This is a genomic window from Rhizobium sp. WW_1 (assembly GCF_003610155.1).
GTDB lineage: Bacteria > Pseudomonadota > Alphaproteobacteria > Rhizobiales > Rhizobiaceae > Rhizobium > Rhizobium tropici_A.
This window is the reverse complement of record NZ_RAIN01000001.1, coordinates 1,026,604-1,046,688: the sequence shown is the minus strand read 5'-3', so window position 1 is coordinate 1,046,688 and position 20,085 is coordinate 1,026,604. Positions and strand designations below refer to the sequence as shown.

Genomic DNA, 20,085 nt, shown 5'->3' with positions numbered 1-20,085 from the left:
CATTCGAACGCTTGAATTCAATTTTGCAAATTGCTTGTCGAGCGCTTGCCTGACGCGTTCGCAGACTCACATCCTGCTGATGTACTTCGGATCAAGCGATCCGCTGAGCAGGTGGCCGACCGCGAGAAGATTACCCTGCAGGCGGCCGCGCCGGTCGATATAGGGCGGCGGCTTGACCGAGCCCACAATGTTCGAGGCGATGTTGCCGCCCATCAGCCTCAACGCCCATTTCAGCGAAACGGAGCCTTTCTTGACGAGATAAAGCGGATTGGCGACTTGGGAATAGCCGAGGCGCAGGCCGGAGGTGCGGCCAGCCTTGACCCCGAGATGAACGCCGCGCAGTCGATTGAACTTGACGATCTTGCCAAAGGGTCGCAGCCGGCGGCAGAGATCCACATCTTCCTGCCAGCCGTACAGCGGCAGATCCTCGTCGAAATAGATGCCGTTGGCCAGCATCTGCTTCCGGCGGAAGATCATGTTGCAGCCATAGGCGTTATGCGTGGCCTCGATTGTCGGCGCCGGAAACGGGGTGCTGTCGGCTGCCAGCTCTTGGTCGGCTTCCTCCGCCGTCAGGCCCGGCCCAAGGATGCCGTCCCTGATGACTTCGCCGGTCGCCACGACGATCTCTTCATCCGCCTCAAACAAGGCTTCCGTTTCGGCGAGATAGTTCGTCGCCGGGAAGAAATCGTCATCGAAGAAGACAACCACATCCATGCCGACGGCTGCATCGATGATGGCGTTGCGTTGTGGGCAGCTTCCCTGCGGCGACGAGACGACCGTTACGGGGAAGGGCGCCGAACGCAAGCGCGCCATATCGATGTCGTCGCCTCTAGCCGGGCAGAGGAAGACATGATCCGGCTTACGCGCTTGCTCGGCAAGCCTCTCGATCATTGCGGCGAGAATCGCCTTGCGACCGCATGTTGCCACGCCAACGGCAATCTTCATGATGCATCCCCCAGAACGTTAGCCCGAGCGTACCAAACCATCAAAAACTGAATCTTTGGTTGTGCTAATCGCGCGCATTCAACGGATCACGCGTAAAAGGATTTCATCGACAGCGATCAGCCCGCCAATGCCTCTTAAGGAACGTTCCGGCCTGCGGCGCCAGCCAGGCTGGGCCGGCAGTGGCGATTACCTCGAATGCCTGACGCAAGCCATGAATGCCAAGACTTTTCGCATCCACGATTTCAAAGCAGGTCGCTCGCGCGATCTGCCCTTCAGTCAATGTCGAAGGTATCCGCCGCCAAATGCAAACGCGCGACTCGAGATTTCAATACAAGACCGCAATGCCGCACACGCAGCTCAGCCTGCATCATACGGAAAACGCACGGCTGCTGCCCGATCGCGGCGAGCTTCTGCACCGTCTTCCGCATGGCGGCGTCTGCGCCGAGGTCGGCGCGGCGTTCGGCGATTTCACCGCCGAGATCTTCGAAAAGAATGCGCCGAGAGAGCTTTACCTGATCGACGCATGGGATACGCCCCGCTATCAGGAGGGCCTGGAACAGATCAAGACGAAATTCCGGGGCGCGCTGGACCAAGGCCGCCTGCGCATCGTCCAGGGCTATTCCACCGTCCGGCTTTCGGAGTTTCCGAACGGCTTTTTCGATTGGGTCTATATCGACACCAATCACAGCTATGAGACGACCCTGGAGGAGCTGCAGATCAGCCACTTCAAGGTAAAGCAGGACGGCCGCATAGCAGGCCACGACTTCTGCACCGGCAACGTCGTCGATGCCATCGCATACGGCGTGGTCGAAGCCTGCACGAAATTCTGTAAGGATTTCCATTGGCAGTTCGAATACATGACCCTGGAATCCCACGGGCATTTTTCGTTTTCGCTGAAGCGGCTCTAGCCGTCATAACTGATAGCGCGTGGGCTCTCTCGCCCGAGCGAACTCGGCCGCGATGCCGCCGAATGAAAGAGCCGCAAAACAGAAATCGGGGCGCCACCTGTGCGGCGCCCCTGGAAATATAAGCTCAAAATATCGGACTACCTTGCCCAGCGCCCTTCATATTTGAACTCGGGAGCGTTCTTGAGTTCGTCCTTCGTGGCTGGCATCGTCGCCGCCCACTTCTTGTCGCCTTCGTTGTAAGTAACCTTTACCGATGCCGGCGACACGACGACATACCGGTCGCCCACACCGAGGAAGCCGCCGACGGAGACGATGTAGCCGGCGAGCTGGCCACCTGAAATAACGAGATCCTTGATCTCACCCACGTTTTCCTTGCTGTCGTTCTGAATGGTCAAACCGATAAGGTTGTAGCTCAAGACGTCAGTCGGTTTTGCCGTCAGGAACGCATCGGCTATGGTCGTCGTTGCCGTTGCGGCTTGAGCGCTGGCGGCCGTTGCAAGAGCCGCAGTTGCAGCCATGGCGAGAAGTAAACGACGCATATAGATTCTCCTAAGTGTATGTTTATGCTGTTATTATCAACACTAGGATAATGGCTGAGCGGCTGAAAAGTTTCATGGTTCGAAAAATTTCATAGGCCAGAATACAGTCATCGGTAGCAGAGGGCCGTCGTTAAAGGACAGTTGCGGAGTGGTTGTAACGGGTGGCGTCTCCGGTCGGAGAGCTGCGTGTGTCCGCTGCATATGGCGGCCCGCCGGGAGAGCGATGAGGGCTCAGTCCTCAAAGATGAAGATGTCGCCTTCCTGCAAGGCCGCGATGAAGGCCGCTCTGGCTTTCTCGGTGTCGAGTTTGCCGTCATGTGCATCCGACAGCGCCTTTTGGGCGGCCTTGTAGGCCTTCCCGTCCTCAAGTGTCGGCCACTCGTTCAGCATGTATTCCGTGGCGCGTTCCGCGCTCGATACCACCAGTCGGTCACCGGTCTTTCGGGTTTCGACGATGACGGGCTTGCTCCACCATTGGGCCATGAGGTTTCTCCTTTCCGTCGTCAACGTGCCTTTAGCCGGAATGTTCCCGGAAAGGCAGTGGCGAGGTCTGCGCTATTACGACAGTAAGGGGACTCCCGCCTCGACGGCTGCCGCGATGAAGGCAACGCGCGCCTCCTCGGGTGTCCGCTCGCCACGCTGGACGTCTATGCAGATGAGGAGCGCGGACAGAAAGCAGTCACCCTCTTCCGATGGCCAGTCGTCGAGCAGCGTCTTCCAGACTTCGTCGGCCGTACCCACGGATTTCGTCTCACCCGAATGGCTGCGAATGACGCGGATCGGAGCAAAACGCAGCACGGTGTTCATGGTCGAAGCCTCCGCCAGACGAAGGGCTGTTTTGCCCCTTTTTCCTTCGGTACGCATTTAACTTTTTTAATCTGGCGGCTCGTTTCCAGGCGCATGCGGTCAATCTTTGTCAGCAAGCAAGCCCGAAATACTGAAAAATCGCGCTGGAGCGAGGGCGCCGTCTGATCGTGCTGAAATCGTTGGCGTGCTTCGCGTTACATGGAGAGTCGCTCCGAACACGAGGGAAGCTAGACGTCTAGGAACGTCTGTAGGAATGCATCGAAGTGGCGATGCAGATTATTCGTGGCCAACTGTTTGAAAACAAATGGTGCCGCTTACGTGACTCGAACACGTGACCCCATCATTACGAATGATGTGCTCTACCGACTGAGCTAAAGCGGCATTCTACGGAGCGTTCGGTTCGGCCCCGCGATTTGCATGGCGCTGATACAGTCTATGCCGGCAGATTTCAAGCGCTCAAATTGCCAATTGGCAAAAAAGCGGGGTGCTTGTGAAAAAAGCCCCGCATTTCCTCGCCGGTCAGAGGGATAGGCGCGCGCGCGCTTGCCGGTATTCCGCCTCCAGCCGGTCGACGAGGGCGGCAACGGGCTGGATGGATTTGACGGCGCCGATGCCCTGTCCGGAACCCCAGATATCTTTCCAGGCCTTCACGCCGGTCGTGGCTGCCTCGAAATCCATTTTCGAGGGGTCTGCCTCGGGCAGGTTGTCCGGGTCGAGGCCGGCGGCGCGGATCGAGGGCTTCAGATAATTGCCAAGCACGCCAGTGAAATAATTGGAATAGACGATATCGGCGGCAGTGCCCTCGACGATCGCCTGCTTGTAGGCGTCGGCTGCACGCGCCTCTTCCGTCGCGATGAAGGGCGAACCGATATAGGCAAGATCGGCGCCCGCCGCCTGTGCCGCCAGGATGGCGCCGCCGGTGGCGATGGCGCCCGCCAGCAGTAGCGGCCCGTCGAACCATTCGCGGATTTCCTGCACCAGCGCGAAGGGCGAAAGCTGGCCGGCATGACCGCCGGCGCCGGCGGCGACGGCAATCAGCCCGTCGGCGCCCTTGCGGATCGCTGAATTGGCATGGCGGTTGTTGATGATGTCGTGCAGCACGATGCCGCCATAGGAATGCACGGCCGCATTCACTTCCGGCACGGCGCCGAGCGAGGAGATGACGATCGGCACCTTGTATTTCACGCAGAGCATCAGATCGTGTTCGAGGCGCTTGTTCGACGTATGGACGATCTGATTGACCGCAAAGGGGGCTGCCGGGCGTTCCGGATTTGCGGCATTGTGTGCGGCAAGGTCCTCGGTGATCATGGCAAGCCATTCGTCGAGTTGGCTTTCGGGACGGGCGTTCAGCGCCGGAAACGAGCCGACGACACCCGCCTTGCACTGTGCCAGCGTCAGCGCCGGATGAGAGATGATGAAAAGAGGCGAAGCCACGACCGGCAGGCGCAGGCGCTCGGTCAGGATGGAGGGAAGGACCATGAACATCATCCATTTTGACGTTTACGAAAACGTCAAAATGGATAGCAGATGTCTGGCGGGAGGGGAAGATGGTGGAAGACGCGGGCAATAGGCAGTAGGCAATAGCGTTTGACCGTCCCGGCCCGATACCTTCCCTCGACTGCCACCCCATTTGCGTCGTCTTTGCCGTTTATCCCCGCCCGAGTGCCCTTAACCCATGTCGGAGGCTTGCGTATTGCCAAACTGGGCGTTACCGAATCCGGTTAACGGATGATGAAAATCTGGCGGCTTTGTCGGTAGAGTATGCGAGTATGTTGCGAGTGAGAGTAAAGGATCTGATGTGAGCGGATTAGAAACGGCTATCAGAAGCGCCTTGGAGCGGTCCGATCGCGCCAATCCGGAAATCCGGGCTCGCATCTATCAATCGGCACGTCAGGCGCTGGAAGCCGGCCTCCGCAAACAGGATATTACCGATGTGAACGTGGTCGCGGCCCAACGTCAGCGGCTGGAAGCGACCATCCGCGAGATCGAAGCCGAAGAGCGCATCCGCCCCGCGCAGGCGATACCGGTTGCGCCGGAACTCGATGCTCCCAATGTTTCTCCTTCAGCATCGCGGGCGGAAGTCGGGCAGGCGGCACAGCGGCCGGAGCCGGTCATGAGCGTGCGCGGGGAAACACGCGACCCGCCCATGCCCGCGAGCGCCGCTGCGCCGGTCGAACCGATGTCGGTCGAGCCTGCGGCGAGGCACGACGATTTCGGCGATATGCGCGCCAGCCCCGCCGACCACCTCGGCGCGGACAGCGATATGCGTCCCACGGCCGATATGCCGCCTCAGGCACGGTCGATGAATTTCAAGCCGGAGCGCGCCGCCGTCCGTCGCAAGCCGCGCAAATTCTTCTCGCGCCTGCTTATCTTCTGCATCCTGCTTGCCTTCCTCGGTGTCGGCGCCTGGTGGATCAAGACCTCGGGCGTGTTCATGTCGGCCTCCCAACGCGATACGAGCGTGCCGAACCCGCCGGCACATGTCGATTCGCAGGATTTCAGCGGCAACAGCAACGATGACGATAACTCCGATGAGGACGACAATAGCGGCCCCGTCAATCCGGGCCTTGCGACCATCGATCCGCAGAACAGCTTTTCCTCGGAGTGGCTGGAGATACTGAAGCCCACCGACGCGCCGAAGATTACGACCGGCCCGCAGTCGAAGGCTGAAAACGTGTCTGAGAACGAGGGGCCGGCCGTACGGCTGACCTCGCTCAGCCCCGCTTCGGACGGCAGCGGTTCGATCGAAGTGCCGGTGAATGTGCTGCAGCAGATGGCAGGCAAGGCTTCGACGGTCGCGCTGACATTGCAGTCGACCTCGGACGCGCCGACGCAGATCACCGTGGAATGCGATTTCGGCTCGCTGGGCCGCTGCGGGCGCCATCGCTTCACCGTCAGCCGCGAGAAGACGGACGCGCTCTTCCAGATCCGTTTCGATCGCTCGACTGCGCCGACCGCGTCGGGTCGCCTCATCATCAACAGCGATGTCGATGGCAAGGCCCGCGGCGTCAACATATACGCCATCCGCGTACTGCCCGGGCAATAAGCCCGGGCTGTGGGCCTTTGGGGCAATTCGGGTAAAACTGCGCGGCCGCCTCTCGTCCGGAATTGCTTGAGAACAGGGGGCTCTAGCTGAGAATGTCCGATCCCATGCCGAGGATCTTCTGGTCGATCTTGCCGACGGCCTTCTTGTCCTTGCCGTCATAGTCGAGCGTCAGCAGAATGTGGCGAACGAGGTTCAGGCGGGCGCGCCGTTTGTCGTTGGCGCGGATGACGGTCCAGGGCGCGTGGTCGGTATGCGTGTCCTTCAGCATCCGGTCGCGCTTCTCGCTGTAGTCCTTCCATTTTGGCAGGGCGGCGATATCCATCGAGGAAAGCTTCCAGACGGCGCGCGGATCGTGCCGGCGATCGTGGAAACGCTTGAGCTGCATTTCCCGGCCGATATCGAGATAGAATTTGAAGAAGTGGATGCCGTCCTGAACGATGAGCTTTTCCATCTGCGGCGCCTGTTTCAGAAACTGCTCGTATTGTTTCGGCGTGCAGAAACCCATGACCGGCTCGACGCCGGCACGGTTATACCAGGAGCGGTCGAACAGCACGAATTCGCCCGCCGTCGGGAACTGAGCGACGTAGCGCTGAAAATACCACTGCCCACTTTCGCGGTCGGTCGGTTTCGTCAGTGCCACGACGCGCGCCAGGCGAGGATTCATATGCGCCGAGGCGGCGGCGATCGAGCCCCCCTTGCCGGCGGCGTCGCGCCCTTCGAATAGCGCCATCACCCGCTTGCCTGTCGCCTGCAGCCAGAATTGCACCTTGATGAGCTCGATCTGCAGTGCTTTCAGCTCCGCCAGATACTCGTCTTCCTTGAGCTTCTTGTTGTAAGGGTAGCCGCCCGAGGCCAGCGCCTCGCCGTCGATCCAGCCCGGAAGGACGGGGTCATCGACATCGAATATGCGCTTGACGCCATGGATATCCAGCTCCACCGCGCGGCTTTCTGCTTGCTCTCCCATAAATCGGCTCCTCGGCTATTTACCCTGCGTTAACCCCGCCGCTTAACTGCGGCAAAAAAAGCTCATCCCGGAAACTGGAGCTTTTGTTCAATGGTTTCAAGCCCTTTGCTGCGTTCCTCTTTTGCCGGCTACATTTATTCTTGTCAGTTACGGGCTTCTGTGGATAGAGCCGAATACTTCTGTCATGAATCGCGGATAAGAGGCGGAATCCAGCATTCCATGATGGTACGCGAAGGGACGGGCGCAGTTGGAAGACGAATGGTCATTTGTCAGGAAGTTGGCGGTGCGGCTGCGGCAGGAGAGCGCCATCCTGATCCTGGCGACGCTGATTGCCGCGCTAGCGCTCGTTGAAGGCATCAATACCGGCGCGGTATTCTGGATCTGGGTGATCGTCATGATCGTCACGCTGCTTCGGCCGCCGCTGGTGGAGCGGGTGGTCGTGCCGGCGCAGGACGAACCGGCGCCCGTCGATCTGCAGATCCTGCTGCGCACCGCTTTTGCCGGATTGGCGGCGCTCGACATACCCGTGCTGATCATCGACCGCGAGGCATCGGTGCTGGTGCAGAACACCGCCGTCGAAAAGGCCTTCGGCGCCTTTCCGATCGGCGCACATATTTCCTCGAAGCTGCGCTCGCCGGGCCTGCTCGATATGGTCCGGGAGACCATCACCACCAACGCGCCGAACCAGATCGAACATTCCGAGCGCTTGCCCTCGGAGCGGGTCTATATCGTGCGTATCGCGCCGATCGATCTGCCCGAGATCGACAAGCAGGAGGATGCTCTCTTCCTGCTCTCCTTCCGCGATATATCGGAGCTGCGCCATATCGACCGCATGCGCTCCGATTTCGTCGCCAATGCCAGCCATGAATTGCGCACGCCGCTTGCGTCGTTGCGCGGCTTCATCGAGACTATCCAGGGGCCGGCCAAATCCGATCCGAAGGCGCAGCAGCGTTTCCTCGGCATCATGCTCGACCAGACGACGCGCATGAGCCGGCTCGTTGATGATCTCCTGTCGCTGTCGCGTCTGGAATTGAAGTCGCACATCGCGCCGGATCAGAAGGTGGATCTCGTGCCCTTGCTCGGTCATGTCCGCGACTCCCTGCTGCCGCTTGCGGGAGACCTCGACGTGGCGATCAATCTGCATCTGCCGGCGGGCAAGGTCGAGGTGCTGGGCGATCGCGACGAACTGGTGCAGGTCTTCGAGAACCTGATCGAGAATGCCTGCAAATACGGCCAGGAAGGCAAATCGGTCGAGGTTTCGGTGCTCAGCGATGCCGGCCAGGCCGTCGAGGTCGTGGTCTCGGACAAGGGGCCGGGGATTCCAGCGGAACATGTGCCGCGCCTGACCGAGCGCTTCTATCGCGTTAACGTTGAGGACAGCCGCTCCAAGAAGGGGACCGGTCTCGGGCTTGCCATCGTCAAGCATATCCTCACCCGTCACCGCGCCAGATTGATCGTGAAGTCGGAAGTCGGAAAGGGAACCGACTTTACGGTTCGCTTCTGAAAAGCCCTGCGAGAGGCTTATTTGGCGAGTGACTTATCTGAATAATATCAGATAGATGACTTGTCATAATTGTTTCACTCGCCTGACATAAAAGGACGGTGTTTTCGCCAGTAAGAATGGACTGCTGGAAAAGGTGGATGTGGCGTCCACCACAGCGCTCTTCAAAGCTCATTAGGGGGATTCGTTATGAATGCTTTGAAAATATCCATTCTTGCACTGGTTGCGTCGGCTGCCTTTACCGGTGTTGCCGCGGCCCGCGATCAAATTCAGGTCGCCGGCTCCTCGACCGTATTTCCATATGCCAAGATCGTTGCCGAATCCTTCGGCAAGACTTTTACCAATTTCAAGACTCCCGTGATCGAGTCCGGCGGCTCCGGCGCCGGCCTTAAGGAGTTCTGCAAGGGCGTCGGAACTGACTCCATCGACATCGCCAACTCGTCGCGCCCGATCAAGGACAATGAAGTCCAGGCCTGCAAGGCCGCCGGCGTTGCTGATATCCAGCAGATCAAGATCGGCTATGACGGTATCGTTTTCGCCTTCGACAAGAGCAATCCGGACATCAAGTTCGAGCCGGTCGATCTCTATAAGGCCCTTGCCGCCGAAGTGGTCGTCGATGGCAAGCTGGTCGCCAACCCGTACAAGAAGTGGTCTGAGATCAATCCGTCGCTGCCGGACTTCGAAATCGCTGCCTATATCCCGGGCGAGAAGCACGGCACGCGCGAAGTCTTCGAAGAGAGGGTGCTGGCCGCCGGCTGCAAGGCTTCGGGTGCGACTGATGTCATCAAGGCCGCCGTTTCCGATGCCGGCGAGCAGGCGAAGAAGTGCATCGCCGTGCGCAAGGATGGCGTTGCTGTCGATATCGATGGCGATTATCCCGAGACGCTGGCCCGTATCAATGCCAACAAGCACGGCATCGGTGTCTTCGGCCTGTATTTCTTCCAGAACAACGCCGACAAGCTGAAGGTCGCCACCGTCAGCGGCATCGTGCCTTCGGGCCAGACGATTGCTGACGGTACCTATCCGGTATCGCGGCCGTTGTTCTTCTACGTCAAGAAGGCCCATCTGGGTGTCATCCCCGGGCTTAAGGAATATGTCGATTTCTTCACGAGCGATCAGATGATCGGACCGGACAGCCCGCTGGCGGAATATGGCCTTGTGCCGGCGCCGGATGTGGAGCGCGACCAGATCCGCAAGGATTTCGCGGACGGGAAGATCATGTGAGTGCGTAAGGGCTGAACGGCGGCGCGGCGTGTTGCTGCGCCGGCGTTCGCCGGGGAATGGGAATGAGTGTATCGCTGCTGCTGCTTTGCTTGTCGGTCTTCGGCGCCTCTGCTTTTGTGCTGGGGCGGGTGAGGGCGGCTGCGTTGTCGGGCGGCAAGTCTTCGTCCATGCATTCCCGGCTCGGCTATCATGGCGCCTATGCCGCGATCTGGGCGGTGCTTCCGGCTCTGGCGCTCGTCTGCGCCTGGCTGATCGTCAGCCCGATGGTCATCGACCGCCTGGTGATCAAATCCTTTCCGGAGGAGGTTCAGTCTCTTCCGCAGGCCGAACTCAATCTCAGCTACGGCATGGTGCGCAGCATCGCCCACGGCATGCGCCTGCTCGATAGCGGGGAACTTGCCGATGTCGACGGCGGCAAGGCCGATCTGCAATTGCTGTTGGCGCAGAAGGGCGTCCCCCTCGCCGTTCGCCCCACCGGCTACATGATCGATGCCGCCAACAAGTATAACAGCATGCGCGAAGTGAGCCGCGTGGTAATGTCGGCAGCGGCGATCGTCCTGTCGCTGCTCTGCGCGGTTTACGGCCTGCGTGCCATTGCGCTGCGCTTTCGTGCCCGCAACCGTGTCGAGCAGGTCATTCTCGGCGCGCTGATCATAGCCTCCTCCATCGCGGTGCTGACGACCGTCGGGATAGTCGTTTCCATGCTTTCGGAGGCGGCGCGTTTCTTCAGCATGGTGCCTGCCAATGAATTCTTCTTCGGCACCGTCTGGGACCCGCGCTTTGCCGGCGCCGGCTCGCAGACGTCGGGCACCTTCGGCCTGATCCCGCTGCTGGCCGGTACGATCTATATCGGCTTCGTCGCCATGCTGTTTGCCGTGCCCATCGGCCTGTTCGCGGCGATCTACATGGCCGAATATGCCTCGGCCCGCGTGCGCTCCATCGCCAAGCCGATGCTGGAGGTTCTGGCCGGCATTCCGACGATCGTCTACGGCTTTTTCGCTCTCATTACGGTCGGTCCCTTCCTGCGCGATATCTCCGCCGAGATCGACGGTCTGATGACCGGGAACTATAGAAGCTTCATCGAAGCCCAGAGCGTTTTGACGGCGGGCTTCGTGATGGGCGTGATGCTCATCCCTTATGTCTCCTCGCTGTCGGACGATATCATCATGGCCGTACCGCGCTCGCTCCGCGACGGTTCGCTCGGCCTTGGCGCCACGCGTTCCGAAACGGTCAAGCGCGTGCTGCTGCCGGCCGCCCTTCCCGGCATCGTCGGTGCGCTGTTGATGACGGCGTCGCGGGCGATCGGCGAAACGATGATCGTGGTGCTGGCGGCGGGCGTGGCTGCGCGTATGCAGCTCGATCCTTTCGAGCCGATGACGACGGTTACGGTGAAGATCGTCAACCAGCTGACCGGCGATCTGGAATTCACGTCGCCGCAGACGCTCGTCGCCTTCGCGCTCGGCATCACGCTTTTCTGCCTGACGCTGTGCCTCAACGTCTATGCGCTCTACATCGTGCGCCGCTACAGGGAGCAATACGAATGAGCGATGTTGTATCCTCCCCTCAGCTGAACATGCCGCGCGGCCTGACGCCAGGCGCGCCCGCGCGTCGCGATATCGGCATCGCCAGGCGCTATGCCGCCGAGCGCCGGTTCCGCGCCTACGGCATGACCGCGGTCATCTTCGGTCTCGTCTTCCTCATCATCCTCGTTTCGACCGTGGTCCGCACCGGCTATACCGCCTTCGTCCAGACCTCGATCACCTTGCCGATCGAATTTACCGAGAAGGTGATCGATCCAACGGGCAAGCGCGCCAGCGACCCGAAGGTGCTGATTGCTGCCAATTATCCGGTTCTCGTTCGCGACGCGCTGGTGAAGGTGCTTGGCATCGATCCGGCCAATCGCGCCCTCGTTCGCGAGGCGACCGCGATGGTGTCGGAAGGCGCCAGGGTCGCGCTGCGCGACCGTGTCGTCGCCAACCCCGCGATCATAGGGACGACCGAAAACGTCACCTTCCTTGCCAGTGCCAATATCGATTCCGCCAACAAGGGCCAGATCGATCTCACGGTCGATGAAAAGGACCGCAAGGTATCCGACCGACAGGTCGCCTGGATGAAGCAGCTCGGCGATAGCGGTGCGCTGTACAAGGCCTTCAACAGCGGCCTCTTCGTATCGGGCAATTCCAGCCGGCCGGAAGCAGCCGGCCTAGGCGTCGCGCTGATTGGTTCGCTCTATCTGATGCTGACCGTGCTGGTGCTTGCCTTGCCCGTCGGTGTCGCCGCCTCGATCTATCTGGAGGAGTTCGCGCCGAAGAACCGGCTGACGGACCTGATCGAGGTCAACATCAACAATCTCGCAGCCGTACCCTCGATCGTCTACGGCCTGCTGGGCCTCTCGGTCTTCATCAACGTGATGGGCCTGCCGCGTTCGGCCTCGCTGGTCGGCGGTCTCGTGCTGAGCCTGATGACGCTGCCGATGATCATCATCGCCACGCGTTCGGCGCTGCGCGCCGTGCCGCCGTCGATCCGCAGCGCGGCGCTCGGTCTCGGCGCTTCGCGGATGCAGATGGTCTTCCATCATGTGCTGCCGCTTGCCATGCCCGGCATTCTGACGGGCACGATCCTCGGGCTGGCGCATGCCCTCGGCGAAACCGCGCCGCTGCTCCTGATCGGCATGGTCGCGTTCGTCGCCAACTATCCGGCATCGCCCCTCGATCCTTCGACGGCGCTGCCGGTGCAGATCTATATGTGGGCAAGCGAAGCCGAGCGTGCCTTCGTCGAGAGAACGTCCGGTGCCATCATCGTCCTGCTCTTTTTCCTTGTCGCGATGAATATCGGCGCGATCTTGCTGCGCCGCCGTTTCGAGCGGCGCTGGTAGGGGAGGGCCGGAAAATGAACATGATGACGGAAGCCGCAAGCGAAAGAGCATTGACCAGGAAGATGATGACGATCCCCTACAAGATGATCGGCCAGGACGTTTCGGTTTTCTATGGCGACAAGCGTGCGCTCTTCGATGTCAATCTGAAGATCCGTGCCAATACGGTGACGGCACTGATCGGCCCCTCCGGCTGCGGCAAGTCCACTTTCCTGCGCTGCCTCAACCGCATGAACGATACGATCGAGACCTGCCGCGTCACCGGCAAGATCACGCTCGACGACCAGGATGTCTACGACAACAGCATCGACGTGGTGGAATTGCGCGCGCGCGTCGGCATGGTCTTTCAGAAGCCGAATCCGTTTCCGAAGTCGATCTACGAGAATGTCGCCTATGGCCCGCGCATCCACGGCCTGCATCGTTCGAAAGCCGATCTCGAGCATATCGTCGAAACCAGCCTGCAGAAAGCCGGTCTATGGGGCGAGGTGAAGGATCGGCTCCACGACGCCGGCACGAGCCTGTCGGGCGGCCAGCAGCAGCGCCTGTGCATCGCCCGCGCCGTTGCCGTCAGCCCGGAAGTCATCCTGATGGACGAGCCGTGCTCGGCGCTCGATCCAATCGCAACCGCCAAGGTCGAGGATCTCATCCACGAGCTTCGGGAAAACTTCACCATCGTCATCGTGACGCATTCCATGCAGCAGGCAGCCCGCGTTTCGCAACGTACCGCAATGTTCCACCTCGGCCATCTGGTCGAGGAGAACGACACCGATAAGATGTTCACCAATCCCGACGATTTCCGCACGCAGGATTACATCATGGGCCGTTTTGGTTGATGATGTCAGGCGCGCGGCACATTTCACACAGTTCACCTTGAGGATAGAAAAATGGTCTCCACTCACATTCTCTCTGCCTACGACGAAGACCTGAAGTTCCTGACGCGCCGCATTGCGGAAATGGGCGGCTTGGCCGAGCAGATGGTCAGCGACAGCGTACGCGCACTGGTCAACAGTGACACCGCTCTTGCACAGAAGGTCATCTCCGACGACGTCATCCTCGATCATGCCGAACGCGAAGTCGGCGACAAGGCGATCGTCACCATCGCCCGCCGTCAGCCGATGGCCGCCGACCTTCGCGAAATCATGGGCTCGATCCGCATCGCCTCCGATCTGGAGCGTGTCGGTGATCTCGGCAAGAACACAGCCAAGCGCGTCATCGCGGTGCAGGGCACGGGCGTTCCGCGCCGTCTCGCCCGCGGCATCGAGCACCTCTCCGAACTGGCTCTGAGCCAGCTCAAGGAAGTTCTGGACGTCTACGCCACCCGCTCGCCGGACAAGGCTGTGTCGATCCGCGAACGCGACGAGGAAATCGACGCGATGTACACCTCGCTCTTCCGCGAGATGCTGACCTACATGATGGAAGATCCGCGCAACATCACCACCTGCACGCATCTTCTCTTCTGCGCCAAGAACATCGAGCGCATCGGCGACCATGCCACCAACATCGCCGAGACGATCTATTACATGGCGACGGGTGCTCAGCCCGAAGGCGAGCGCCCGAAGGACGATACCGCCAATACCGTCGGCGCGGTGACGGAATAATCTGGAAGCGAAGAAGGGAGACCATAGGCGCATGGTTCCAAGAGTTGCTGTTGTAGAAGACGAGGAAGCGCTCAGCGTTCTGCTGCGCTACAACCTCGAGGCCGAGGGCTTCGAGGTTGACACCATCCTCAGAGGCGATGAAGCCGAGTTGCGTCTCCAGGAGCGCATCCCGGATCTTCTGATCCTCGACTGGATGCTCCCCGGTGTATCCGGCATCGAGCTCTGCCGCCGGCTGCGTATGCGGCCGGAGACGGAGCGCCTGCCGATCATCATGCTGACGGCCCGCGGCGAGGAAAGCGAGCGCGTGCGCGGGCTTTCGACCGGCGCGGACGATTACGTCGTCAAGCCGTTCTCGACGCCGGAGCTGATGGCCCGCGTCAAGGCGATGCTGCGGCGCGCCCGTCCGGAGGTTCTCTCCACGGTGCTGCGTTGCGGCGATATCGAGCTGGACCGCGAGACGCATCGCGTCCATCGCAAGAGCCGCGAAGTGCGGCTGGGGCCGACGGAATTCCGCCTTTTGGAATTCCTGATGTCCTCGCCGGGCCGCGTCTTCTCGCGCTCGCAGCTGCTCGACGGCGTATGGGGACACGACATCTATGTCGACGAACGCACCGTCGACGTCCATGTCGGCCGCCTGCGCAAGGCGCTGAATTTCTCCAATATGCAGGATGTCATCCGCACCGTTCGCGGCGCGGGCTATTCCATGGAAGCCTGAGCGGTTAGCCGCTCAGGCATCGACATAGCGGCGGAAAAAGAAAACGGGCCTCGAGGGGCCCGTTTCTCTTTGTCTTGCGTTGGATTTCAGCCGTTGTTGTTGCGCCGGCGGTCATGCACCGGCTGGTAGGCCAGGCGCTGGTGATAGGTGCAATAGGGCGACGAATCCGGGCTGTCGTTGCCGCAGAAGTGGAAATCATCCTTCAGCGGGTCGCCGACCGGCCACTTGCAGGTGCGCTCCGTCAGTTCCGTCAGGCCGAGGCGACGGGAGATCGGAACGACGACATTTGCAGCCGGGCGATACTGAATTTCGTTGACGGAATCGACCTCGATCTCTTCCTTCAGCATGGTTGCGCCCTGCTGGCGGGTGACGACCGTACGGGTTGCAACGCGCGAGCCGAAACTGGCGGGGCGAGGTGCGGCAGCGCTGCGCTTCGGCGTGCGCGCTGCGGTTGTCGTGCCGCCCGCCTTCGCTCGGCCGGGAAGGTTCAGGCGATGCACCTTGCCGATGACGGCATTACGGCTCACGCCACCGAGCTGCGCAGCGATCTGGCTGGCGCTCAATCCTTCGGACCATAGCTTCTTCAGCTTCTCGACGCGTTCGTCTGTCCAATTCATGCCCTGTCTCCGCTGTCGCGTTTCCGATGGCAGAATCCCTCACCATTGCCTCGGATGGGAACGAGGCACGAAACGCTCTAAAATTGTGGTGACTAGTTCCGCCGCATGCAGTCTAGCAATTGCTTTTTAACCTAGTGTGAGGCTGACTCCGTGACAAGAGTCGGCGGAATCTTGAGGAATCGATTTCGAGGTTTTCCCCAACTTGCTGTCCGGGCGTGGCATTTCTGCAATAGCCGCCGTCGAACCCATCTCTTTTGCCCGCAAGCGCTTTCTCGCACCTGCCAAAGCGCCAGTTTTGTTGACATCGCGGTGCAAAACATCAATAGTGCCCGGGCCGCCGCAAGGCGGCATTTTTGATTTTTTCGGACCCGTTTCATCAAGCCGAAGCGATCGGTCCTTAAAGTTGTGATCGAGGAGATATGGCCATGGCCGAGACCACGCCGCTTTATGACACCTACATGCGCGCTCCACTGCGGTTCGAGCGAGGCGAGGGCGTCTGGCTGGTCACGGAAAGCGGTGAGCGCTACCTCGATTTCGCCGCCGGCGTTGCTGTCAACTCGCTCGGCCATGCGCATCCCCATCTCGTCGCCGAATTGAAGGCGCAGGCCGACAAGGTCTGGCATCTGTCCAACCTCTATGAGGTGCCTGGCCAGGAGAAGCTGTCGAAGCGGCTGACGGAAGCGACGTTCGCCGACAAGGTCTTCTTCACCAACTCGGGTGCGGAAGCGCTGGAATGCGCCATCAAGACGGCGCGGCGCTATCAGTTTGCCAAGGGGCATCCTGAAAAGTTCCATATCATCACCTTCGAAGGCGCCTTCCACGGCCGCACCATCGCGACCATCGCCGCCGGCGGTCAGGAGAAATATATCGAGGGCTTCGGCCCGAAGGCGCCGGGCTTCGATCAGGTTCAGTTCGGCGATCTCGATGCGGTGCGTGCTGCCATCACCGACGCGACGGCCGCGATCCTGATCGAGCCGGTGCAGGGCGAGGGCGGCATCCGTCCGGCGACCAACGAATTCCTGCGCGGGCTGCGTGAGATCTGCGACGAGCACGGCATGCTGCTGATCCTCGATGAAGTCCAATGCGGCGTCGGCCGCACGGGCAAGCTCTTTGCCCATGAATGGGCTGGCATCAAGCCCGATATCATGGCGGTCGCCAAGGGTATCGGTGGCGGTTTCCCGCTCGGTGCCTGCCTTGCGACGGCGGAAGCCGCTTCGGGCATGAAGGCGGGCACGCATGGATCGACCTATGGCGGCAATCCGCTGGCTATGGCAGTCGGCAACGCCGTCCTCGACATCGTGCTGGCAGAGGGTTTCCTGCAGCATGTGCGCGATATCGCGCTGGTGTTCCGCCAGGGGCTCGCCTCGCTCAAGGATCGCTTCCCCGATATCATCGAGGACGTACGCGGCGAAGGCCTGATGCTCGGCATCAAGGCGGCCATTCCGCAGGCGGATCTGCTGCAGGCGATCCGCGCCGAGCATCTGCTTGGCGTGCCGGCCGGCGACAACGTCATCCGCCTGCTGCCGCCGCTGGTCGTGACGGCTGAGGAGGCACGCGAAGGTCTCGCTCGTCTCGAGCGTGCGGCCGAACGTGCGCGTATTGCCCGCACCAAAAAATCGGCTTGAACTCAACGCCCGCAATCGGGGCGTTCCTGCCCCACGCGGGCGTTATTGTTTTTTCTGGAGTACAGGTAAGGACATGGCTTCTCCGAAACACTTTCTCGACCTCTCTGCCGTTCCGGCCGCCGATCTGCGCAACATCATCGATGACGCGATCGTGCGAAAGAACGCGCTGAAGGCCGGCACGGCCGACAAGCCGCTGGCCGGCAAGATGCTGGCGATGATCTTCGAGAAGCCATCCACTCGAACCCGCGTCTCCTTCGATGTCGGCATGCGTCAGCTTGGCGGCGAGACGCTGTTCCTCTCCGGCACCGAAATGCAGCTTGGCCGCGCCGAGACGATCGGCGACACGGCGAAGGTGCTGTCGCGCTATGTCGATGCCATCATGATCCGCACGACAGACCATTCGCGCCTGCTGGAGCTGGCGGAACATGCGACCGTTCCAGTCATCAATGCGTTGACCGATGATACCCATCCCTGCCAGATCATGGCCGACATCATGACCTTCGAAGAGCATCGCGGCCCGATCAAGGGCAAGACCGTTGCCTGGACGGGCGATGGCAACAACGTGCTGCATTCGCTGATCGAAGGTGCGGCGCGCTTCGGCTATCGCATGAATATGGCCGTACCCCTTGGTTCCGAGCCCAAGGATCACTATCTGAACTGGGCCCGCAACGAGGGCGCCGAAATCATGCTCTCGCATGATGCAGACCGTGCGGTCGCCGGCGTCGATTGCGTGGTAACCGATACCTGGGTTTCCATGAATCAGGAGCACCGGGCACGCGGTCACAACGTCTTCCAGCCCTATCAGGTCAACAAGGCTTTGATGGCACAGGCCGGCAAAGACGCGTTGTTCATGCATTGCCTGCCCGCCCATCGCGGAGAGGAAGTGACGGACGAGGTGATCGACGGTCCGCAATCCGTTGTCTTCGATGAGGCGGAAAACCGCCTTCATGCGCAAAAGTCGATTCTTGCTTGGTGCCTGGGCGCGATCTGAGGATATGAAGCCGCGTCTTGAGGGCGCGGGCGCAGTAGGAGTAAAGCAATGGCCGAAAATGCAGCCTCGCTGGGTCAGTTCGATTTCGCTGGTGACGATCACGTCGTTCCCTTCCAGGTGGAAGGTCTGGACGTGCGCGGCCGCGCCGTGCAGCTCGGTCCGCTGCTGGATGCGATCCTCGCCCGGCACGACTATCCGACGCCGGTCGCGCGCCTTCTGGCCGAGGCCATCGTCCTCACTGTCCTGCTCGGCACCTCGCTGAAGTTCGAGGGCAAGTTCACCGTGCAGACCAAGGGCGACGGTCCGGTCGATCTTCTGGTCGCCGATTTCTCGACGCCGGAAAATGTCCGCGCCTATGCCCGCTTCGATGAAGAGGCATTGGCAAAGGCGGTCGCCGAAGGCCGGACCGAGCCCGAGCAACTGCTTGGTAAGGGCGTGCTTGCCTTCACCATCGATCAGGGCCGTTTCACGCAGCCCTACCAGGGCATCGTCGCGCTCGACGGCGCTTCTCTCGAGGAGATTGCCGGCACCTATTTCCGTCAATCGGAACAGATCCCGACGCGTGTGCGTCTGGGGGCTGCAGAGCTCTTCGACCGCGATGAGAACGGCAAGCCGCGTCACCGCTGGCGCGCCGGCGGCCTGATTGCGCAGTTCCTGCCCGAAGCGCCGGAACGCATGCGCCATCCGGATATTCACGGCGGCGACGGCGATACCGGCGCGCGCGACCATGTCGAGGACGATGCCTGGGCGGAAGCGCGCAGCCTGGTGGAAACCATCGATGCCGATGAGCTGACGGACCCGCAGGTCGGCACCGAGCGTCTTCTCTATCGCCTCTTCCATGAACGCGGCGTGCGCGTCTATGAGCCGAAGGCCGTCTACGATCGCTGTTCCTGCTCGCGTGACAAGCTGAAGGGCGTGTTGAAGGGCTTTACGGCCGAGGAAATCGAGGCCAGTCAGGAGAATGGCGAGATCGCCGTGACCTGCGAGTTCTGCTCGACGACCTATCGCTTCGAAGTGGCTGAAATAGAAGCGGCCTGATCCCGCCGGTTGCGCTGGCTCAGTTCAGCGTACGCAAAAGGTTCGGTGTATCCAGAGAGAAGGCGGGGATCTTGACATGGAAGAGTTCCCCGTCATCCGTTTCCATCTGGTAATGGCCGAACATCATGCCTGACGGCGTGTCCAGCGGACAGCCGGAAGAATACTCGTAGGTATCGCCGGGTTTCAGGTGCGGCTGCTCGCCGACGACGCCGGGACCCGTGACTTCATCCACCATGCCGTTCATATCGGTGATGTGCCAGTAGCGCGTCACCAGCTTCACGGCGTCCTTCGAGTGGTTGGAAATGACGATGCGGTATCCCCAGACATAGCGATCGTCGTCCGGATCGGATTGCTCCTCCAGATAAAACGGCTCTACAACCACTTCGATGTCGCGTGTTAGGGCGCGATACATGCCTAATACCTTGCCACTGTCCTGAAACGTCGAGCGCTCCTTCAAGCCCATTGCCGTTTCAGCATTTTCAAGTCTGCGGCATATTATCCGCTTTCCACCACTCCCGCAAAGTGCAGGATCTCTAGCGGTATCCTATAACCGATCGGTTCCGTCAAGGAACGGTGTGATGAAATCTCGCTCGCATGGAGGGAGTTTTCCGAGATACAGCTATTACGGCCGGTGAAAAAGGTTAGTAATTGGTTCTCAAAGTATCTTGTTTTGCTCGTCATTTAGTCTTGTCTAC

The 20,085-nt window shown here is 60.6% G+C and carries 20 protein-coding genes and 1 tRNA gene; 12 read left to right on the top strand and 9 right to left on the bottom strand.

Annotation, left to right across the window (positions count from 1 at the left end):
- Positions 1-66: 66 nt before the first annotated feature.
- Positions 67-945 (bottom strand): glycosyltransferase, encoded by an 879-nt coding sequence (locus tag BJ928_RS04955; RefSeq protein WP_047628212.1) that lies wholly within the window; start codon positions 943-945, stop codon positions 67-69.
- 302 nt (positions 946-1,247) lie between these two features.
- Between BJ928_RS04955 and BJ928_RS04950 the strand changes: the two genes are divergently transcribed.
- Positions 1,248-1,853 (top strand): class I SAM-dependent methyltransferase, encoded by a 606-nt coding sequence (locus BJ928_RS04950; protein ID WP_047628805.1) that lies wholly within the window; start codon positions 1,248-1,250, stop codon positions 1,851-1,853.
- 137 nt (positions 1,854-1,990) lie between these two features.
- On the opposite strand, the gene BJ928_RS04945 is transcribed toward BJ928_RS04950, so the two are convergent.
- The 5 genes from BJ928_RS04945 to BJ928_RS04925 form a co-directional block, all read right to left on the bottom strand.
- On the bottom strand, positions 1,991-2,392 hold the full coding sequence (locus BJ928_RS04945; RefSeq protein ID WP_047628210.1) for a PRC-barrel domain-containing protein: 402 nt from the start codon (positions 2,390-2,392) through the stop codon (positions 1,991-1,993).
- Positions 2,393-2,623: 231 nt separating this feature from the next.
- Positions 2,624-2,875 carry a DUF982 domain-containing protein gene (locus BJ928_RS04940; protein WP_047628208.1) on the bottom strand — a complete coding sequence of 84 codons (252 nt, stop codon included), beginning with the start codon at positions 2,873-2,875 and terminating at the stop codon, positions 2,624-2,626.
- 75 nt (positions 2,876-2,950) lie between these two features.
- On the bottom strand, positions 2,951-3,199 hold the full coding sequence (locus BJ928_RS04935; protein WP_047628804.1) for a DUF982 domain-containing protein: 249 nt from the start codon (positions 3,197-3,199) through the stop codon (positions 2,951-2,953).
- A 305-nt stretch (positions 3,200-3,504) separates the two neighbouring features.
- A tRNA-Thr gene (locus tag BJ928_RS04930) sits at positions 3,505-3,580 on the bottom strand.
- A 138-nt stretch (positions 3,581-3,718) separates the two neighbouring features.
- A complete protein-coding gene (locus BJ928_RS04925; RefSeq protein ID WP_047628803.1) occupies positions 3,719-4,678 on the bottom strand; it encodes a nitronate monooxygenase family protein in 960 nt (319 codons plus the stop codon).
- Between the two features lie 319 nt (positions 4,679-4,997).
- Here BJ928_RS04925 and BJ928_RS04920 point away from each other — a divergent pair, with 319 nt between their 5' ends.
- Positions 4,998-6,245 carry a hypothetical protein gene (locus tag BJ928_RS04920; RefSeq protein WP_047628207.1) on the top strand — a complete coding sequence of 416 codons (1,248 nt, stop codon included), beginning with the start codon at positions 4,998-5,000 and terminating at the stop codon, positions 6,243-6,245.
- 82 nt (positions 6,246-6,327) lie between these two features.
- On the opposite strand, the gene ppk2 is transcribed toward BJ928_RS04920, so the two are convergent.
- Entirely contained in the window at positions 6,328-7,209 is an 882-nt protein-coding gene (ppk2, locus tag BJ928_RS04915; protein ID WP_047628204.1) for a polyphosphate kinase 2, read from the bottom strand.
- 277 nt (positions 7,210-7,486) lie between these two features.
- On the opposite strand from ppk2, the gene phoR reads away from it, so the two are divergent.
- The 7 genes from phoR (at position 7,487) to phoB (ending at position 15,119) form a co-directional block, all read left to right on the top strand.
- Positions 7,487-8,713: a phosphate regulon sensor histidine kinase PhoR gene (gene phoR / locus BJ928_RS04910; protein ID WP_047628203.1), complete on the top strand. Its 1,227-nt coding sequence runs from the start codon at positions 7,487-7,489 to the stop codon at positions 8,711-8,713.
- Positions 8,714-8,899: 186 nt separating this feature from the next.
- A complete protein-coding gene (locus BJ928_RS04905) occupies positions 8,900-9,934 on the top strand; it encodes a substrate-binding domain-containing protein (protein ID WP_047628201.1) in 1,035 nt (344 codons plus the stop codon).
- A 62-nt stretch (positions 9,935-9,996) separates the two neighbouring features.
- A complete protein-coding gene (pstC, locus tag BJ928_RS04900) occupies positions 9,997-11,478 on the top strand; it encodes a phosphate ABC transporter permease subunit PstC (RefSeq protein ID WP_047628200.1) in 1,482 nt (493 codons plus the stop codon).
- Positions 11,475-12,809: a phosphate ABC transporter permease PstA gene (gene pstA / locus BJ928_RS04895; protein ID WP_047628198.1), complete on the top strand. Its 1,335-nt coding sequence runs from the start codon at positions 11,475-11,477 to the stop codon at positions 12,807-12,809. Before pstC ends, pstA begins: the two co-directional genes overlap by 4 nt.
- A 14-nt stretch (positions 12,810-12,823) precedes the next feature.
- On the top strand, positions 12,824-13,639 hold the full coding sequence (gene pstB / locus BJ928_RS04890) for a phosphate ABC transporter ATP-binding protein PstB (RefSeq protein ID WP_047628197.1): 816 nt from the start codon (positions 12,824-12,826) through the stop codon (positions 13,637-13,639).
- Positions 13,640-13,690: 51 nt separating this feature from the next.
- The gene (gene phoU, locus BJ928_RS04885; protein ID WP_047628195.1) at positions 13,691-14,404 is read left to right on the top strand and encodes a phosphate signaling complex protein PhoU; all 714 of its coding nucleotides are present in this window, start codon (positions 13,691-13,693) and stop codon (positions 14,402-14,404) included.
- A 31-nt stretch (positions 14,405-14,435) separates the two neighbouring features.
- Entirely contained in the window at positions 14,436-15,119 is a 684-nt protein-coding gene (gene phoB / locus BJ928_RS04880) for a phosphate regulon transcriptional regulator PhoB (protein ID WP_004128368.1), read from the top strand.
- 86 nt (positions 15,120-15,205) lie between these two features.
- On the opposite strand, the gene BJ928_RS04875 is transcribed toward phoB, so the two are convergent.
- Positions 15,206-15,736: a GcrA family cell cycle regulator gene (locus BJ928_RS04875; RefSeq protein WP_047628194.1), complete on the bottom strand. Its 531-nt coding sequence runs from the start codon at positions 15,734-15,736 to the stop codon at positions 15,206-15,208.
- Positions 15,737-16,161: 425 nt separating this feature from the next.
- Here BJ928_RS04875 and BJ928_RS04865 point away from each other — a divergent pair, with 425 nt between their 5' ends.
- The 3 genes from BJ928_RS04865 (at position 16,162) to BJ928_RS04855 (ending at position 19,390) form a co-directional block, all read left to right on the top strand.
- Complete coding sequence (locus tag BJ928_RS04865) at positions 16,162-17,361, top strand: aspartate aminotransferase family protein (protein ID WP_047628192.1); 1,200 nt, start codon at positions 16,162-16,164, stop codon at positions 17,359-17,361.
- 73 nt (positions 17,362-17,434) lie between these two features.
- A complete protein-coding gene (argF, locus tag BJ928_RS04860) occupies positions 17,435-18,352 on the top strand; it encodes an ornithine carbamoyltransferase (RefSeq protein WP_047628191.1) in 918 nt (305 codons plus the stop codon).
- Positions 18,353-18,400: 48 nt separating this feature from the next.
- Positions 18,401-19,390 (top strand): Hsp33 family molecular chaperone, encoded by a 990-nt coding sequence (locus BJ928_RS04855; RefSeq protein ID WP_047628190.1) that lies wholly within the window; start codon positions 18,401-18,403, stop codon positions 19,388-19,390.
- Positions 19,391-19,409: 19 nt separating this feature from the next.
- Here the strand turns inward: BJ928_RS04855 and apaG are convergent, their stop codons facing one another.
- Positions 19,410-19,802 (bottom strand): Co2+/Mg2+ efflux protein ApaG, encoded by a 393-nt coding sequence (gene apaG, locus BJ928_RS04850; RefSeq protein ID WP_047628802.1) that lies wholly within the window; start codon positions 19,800-19,802, stop codon positions 19,410-19,412.
- Positions 19,803-20,085: the final 283 nt, after the last annotated feature.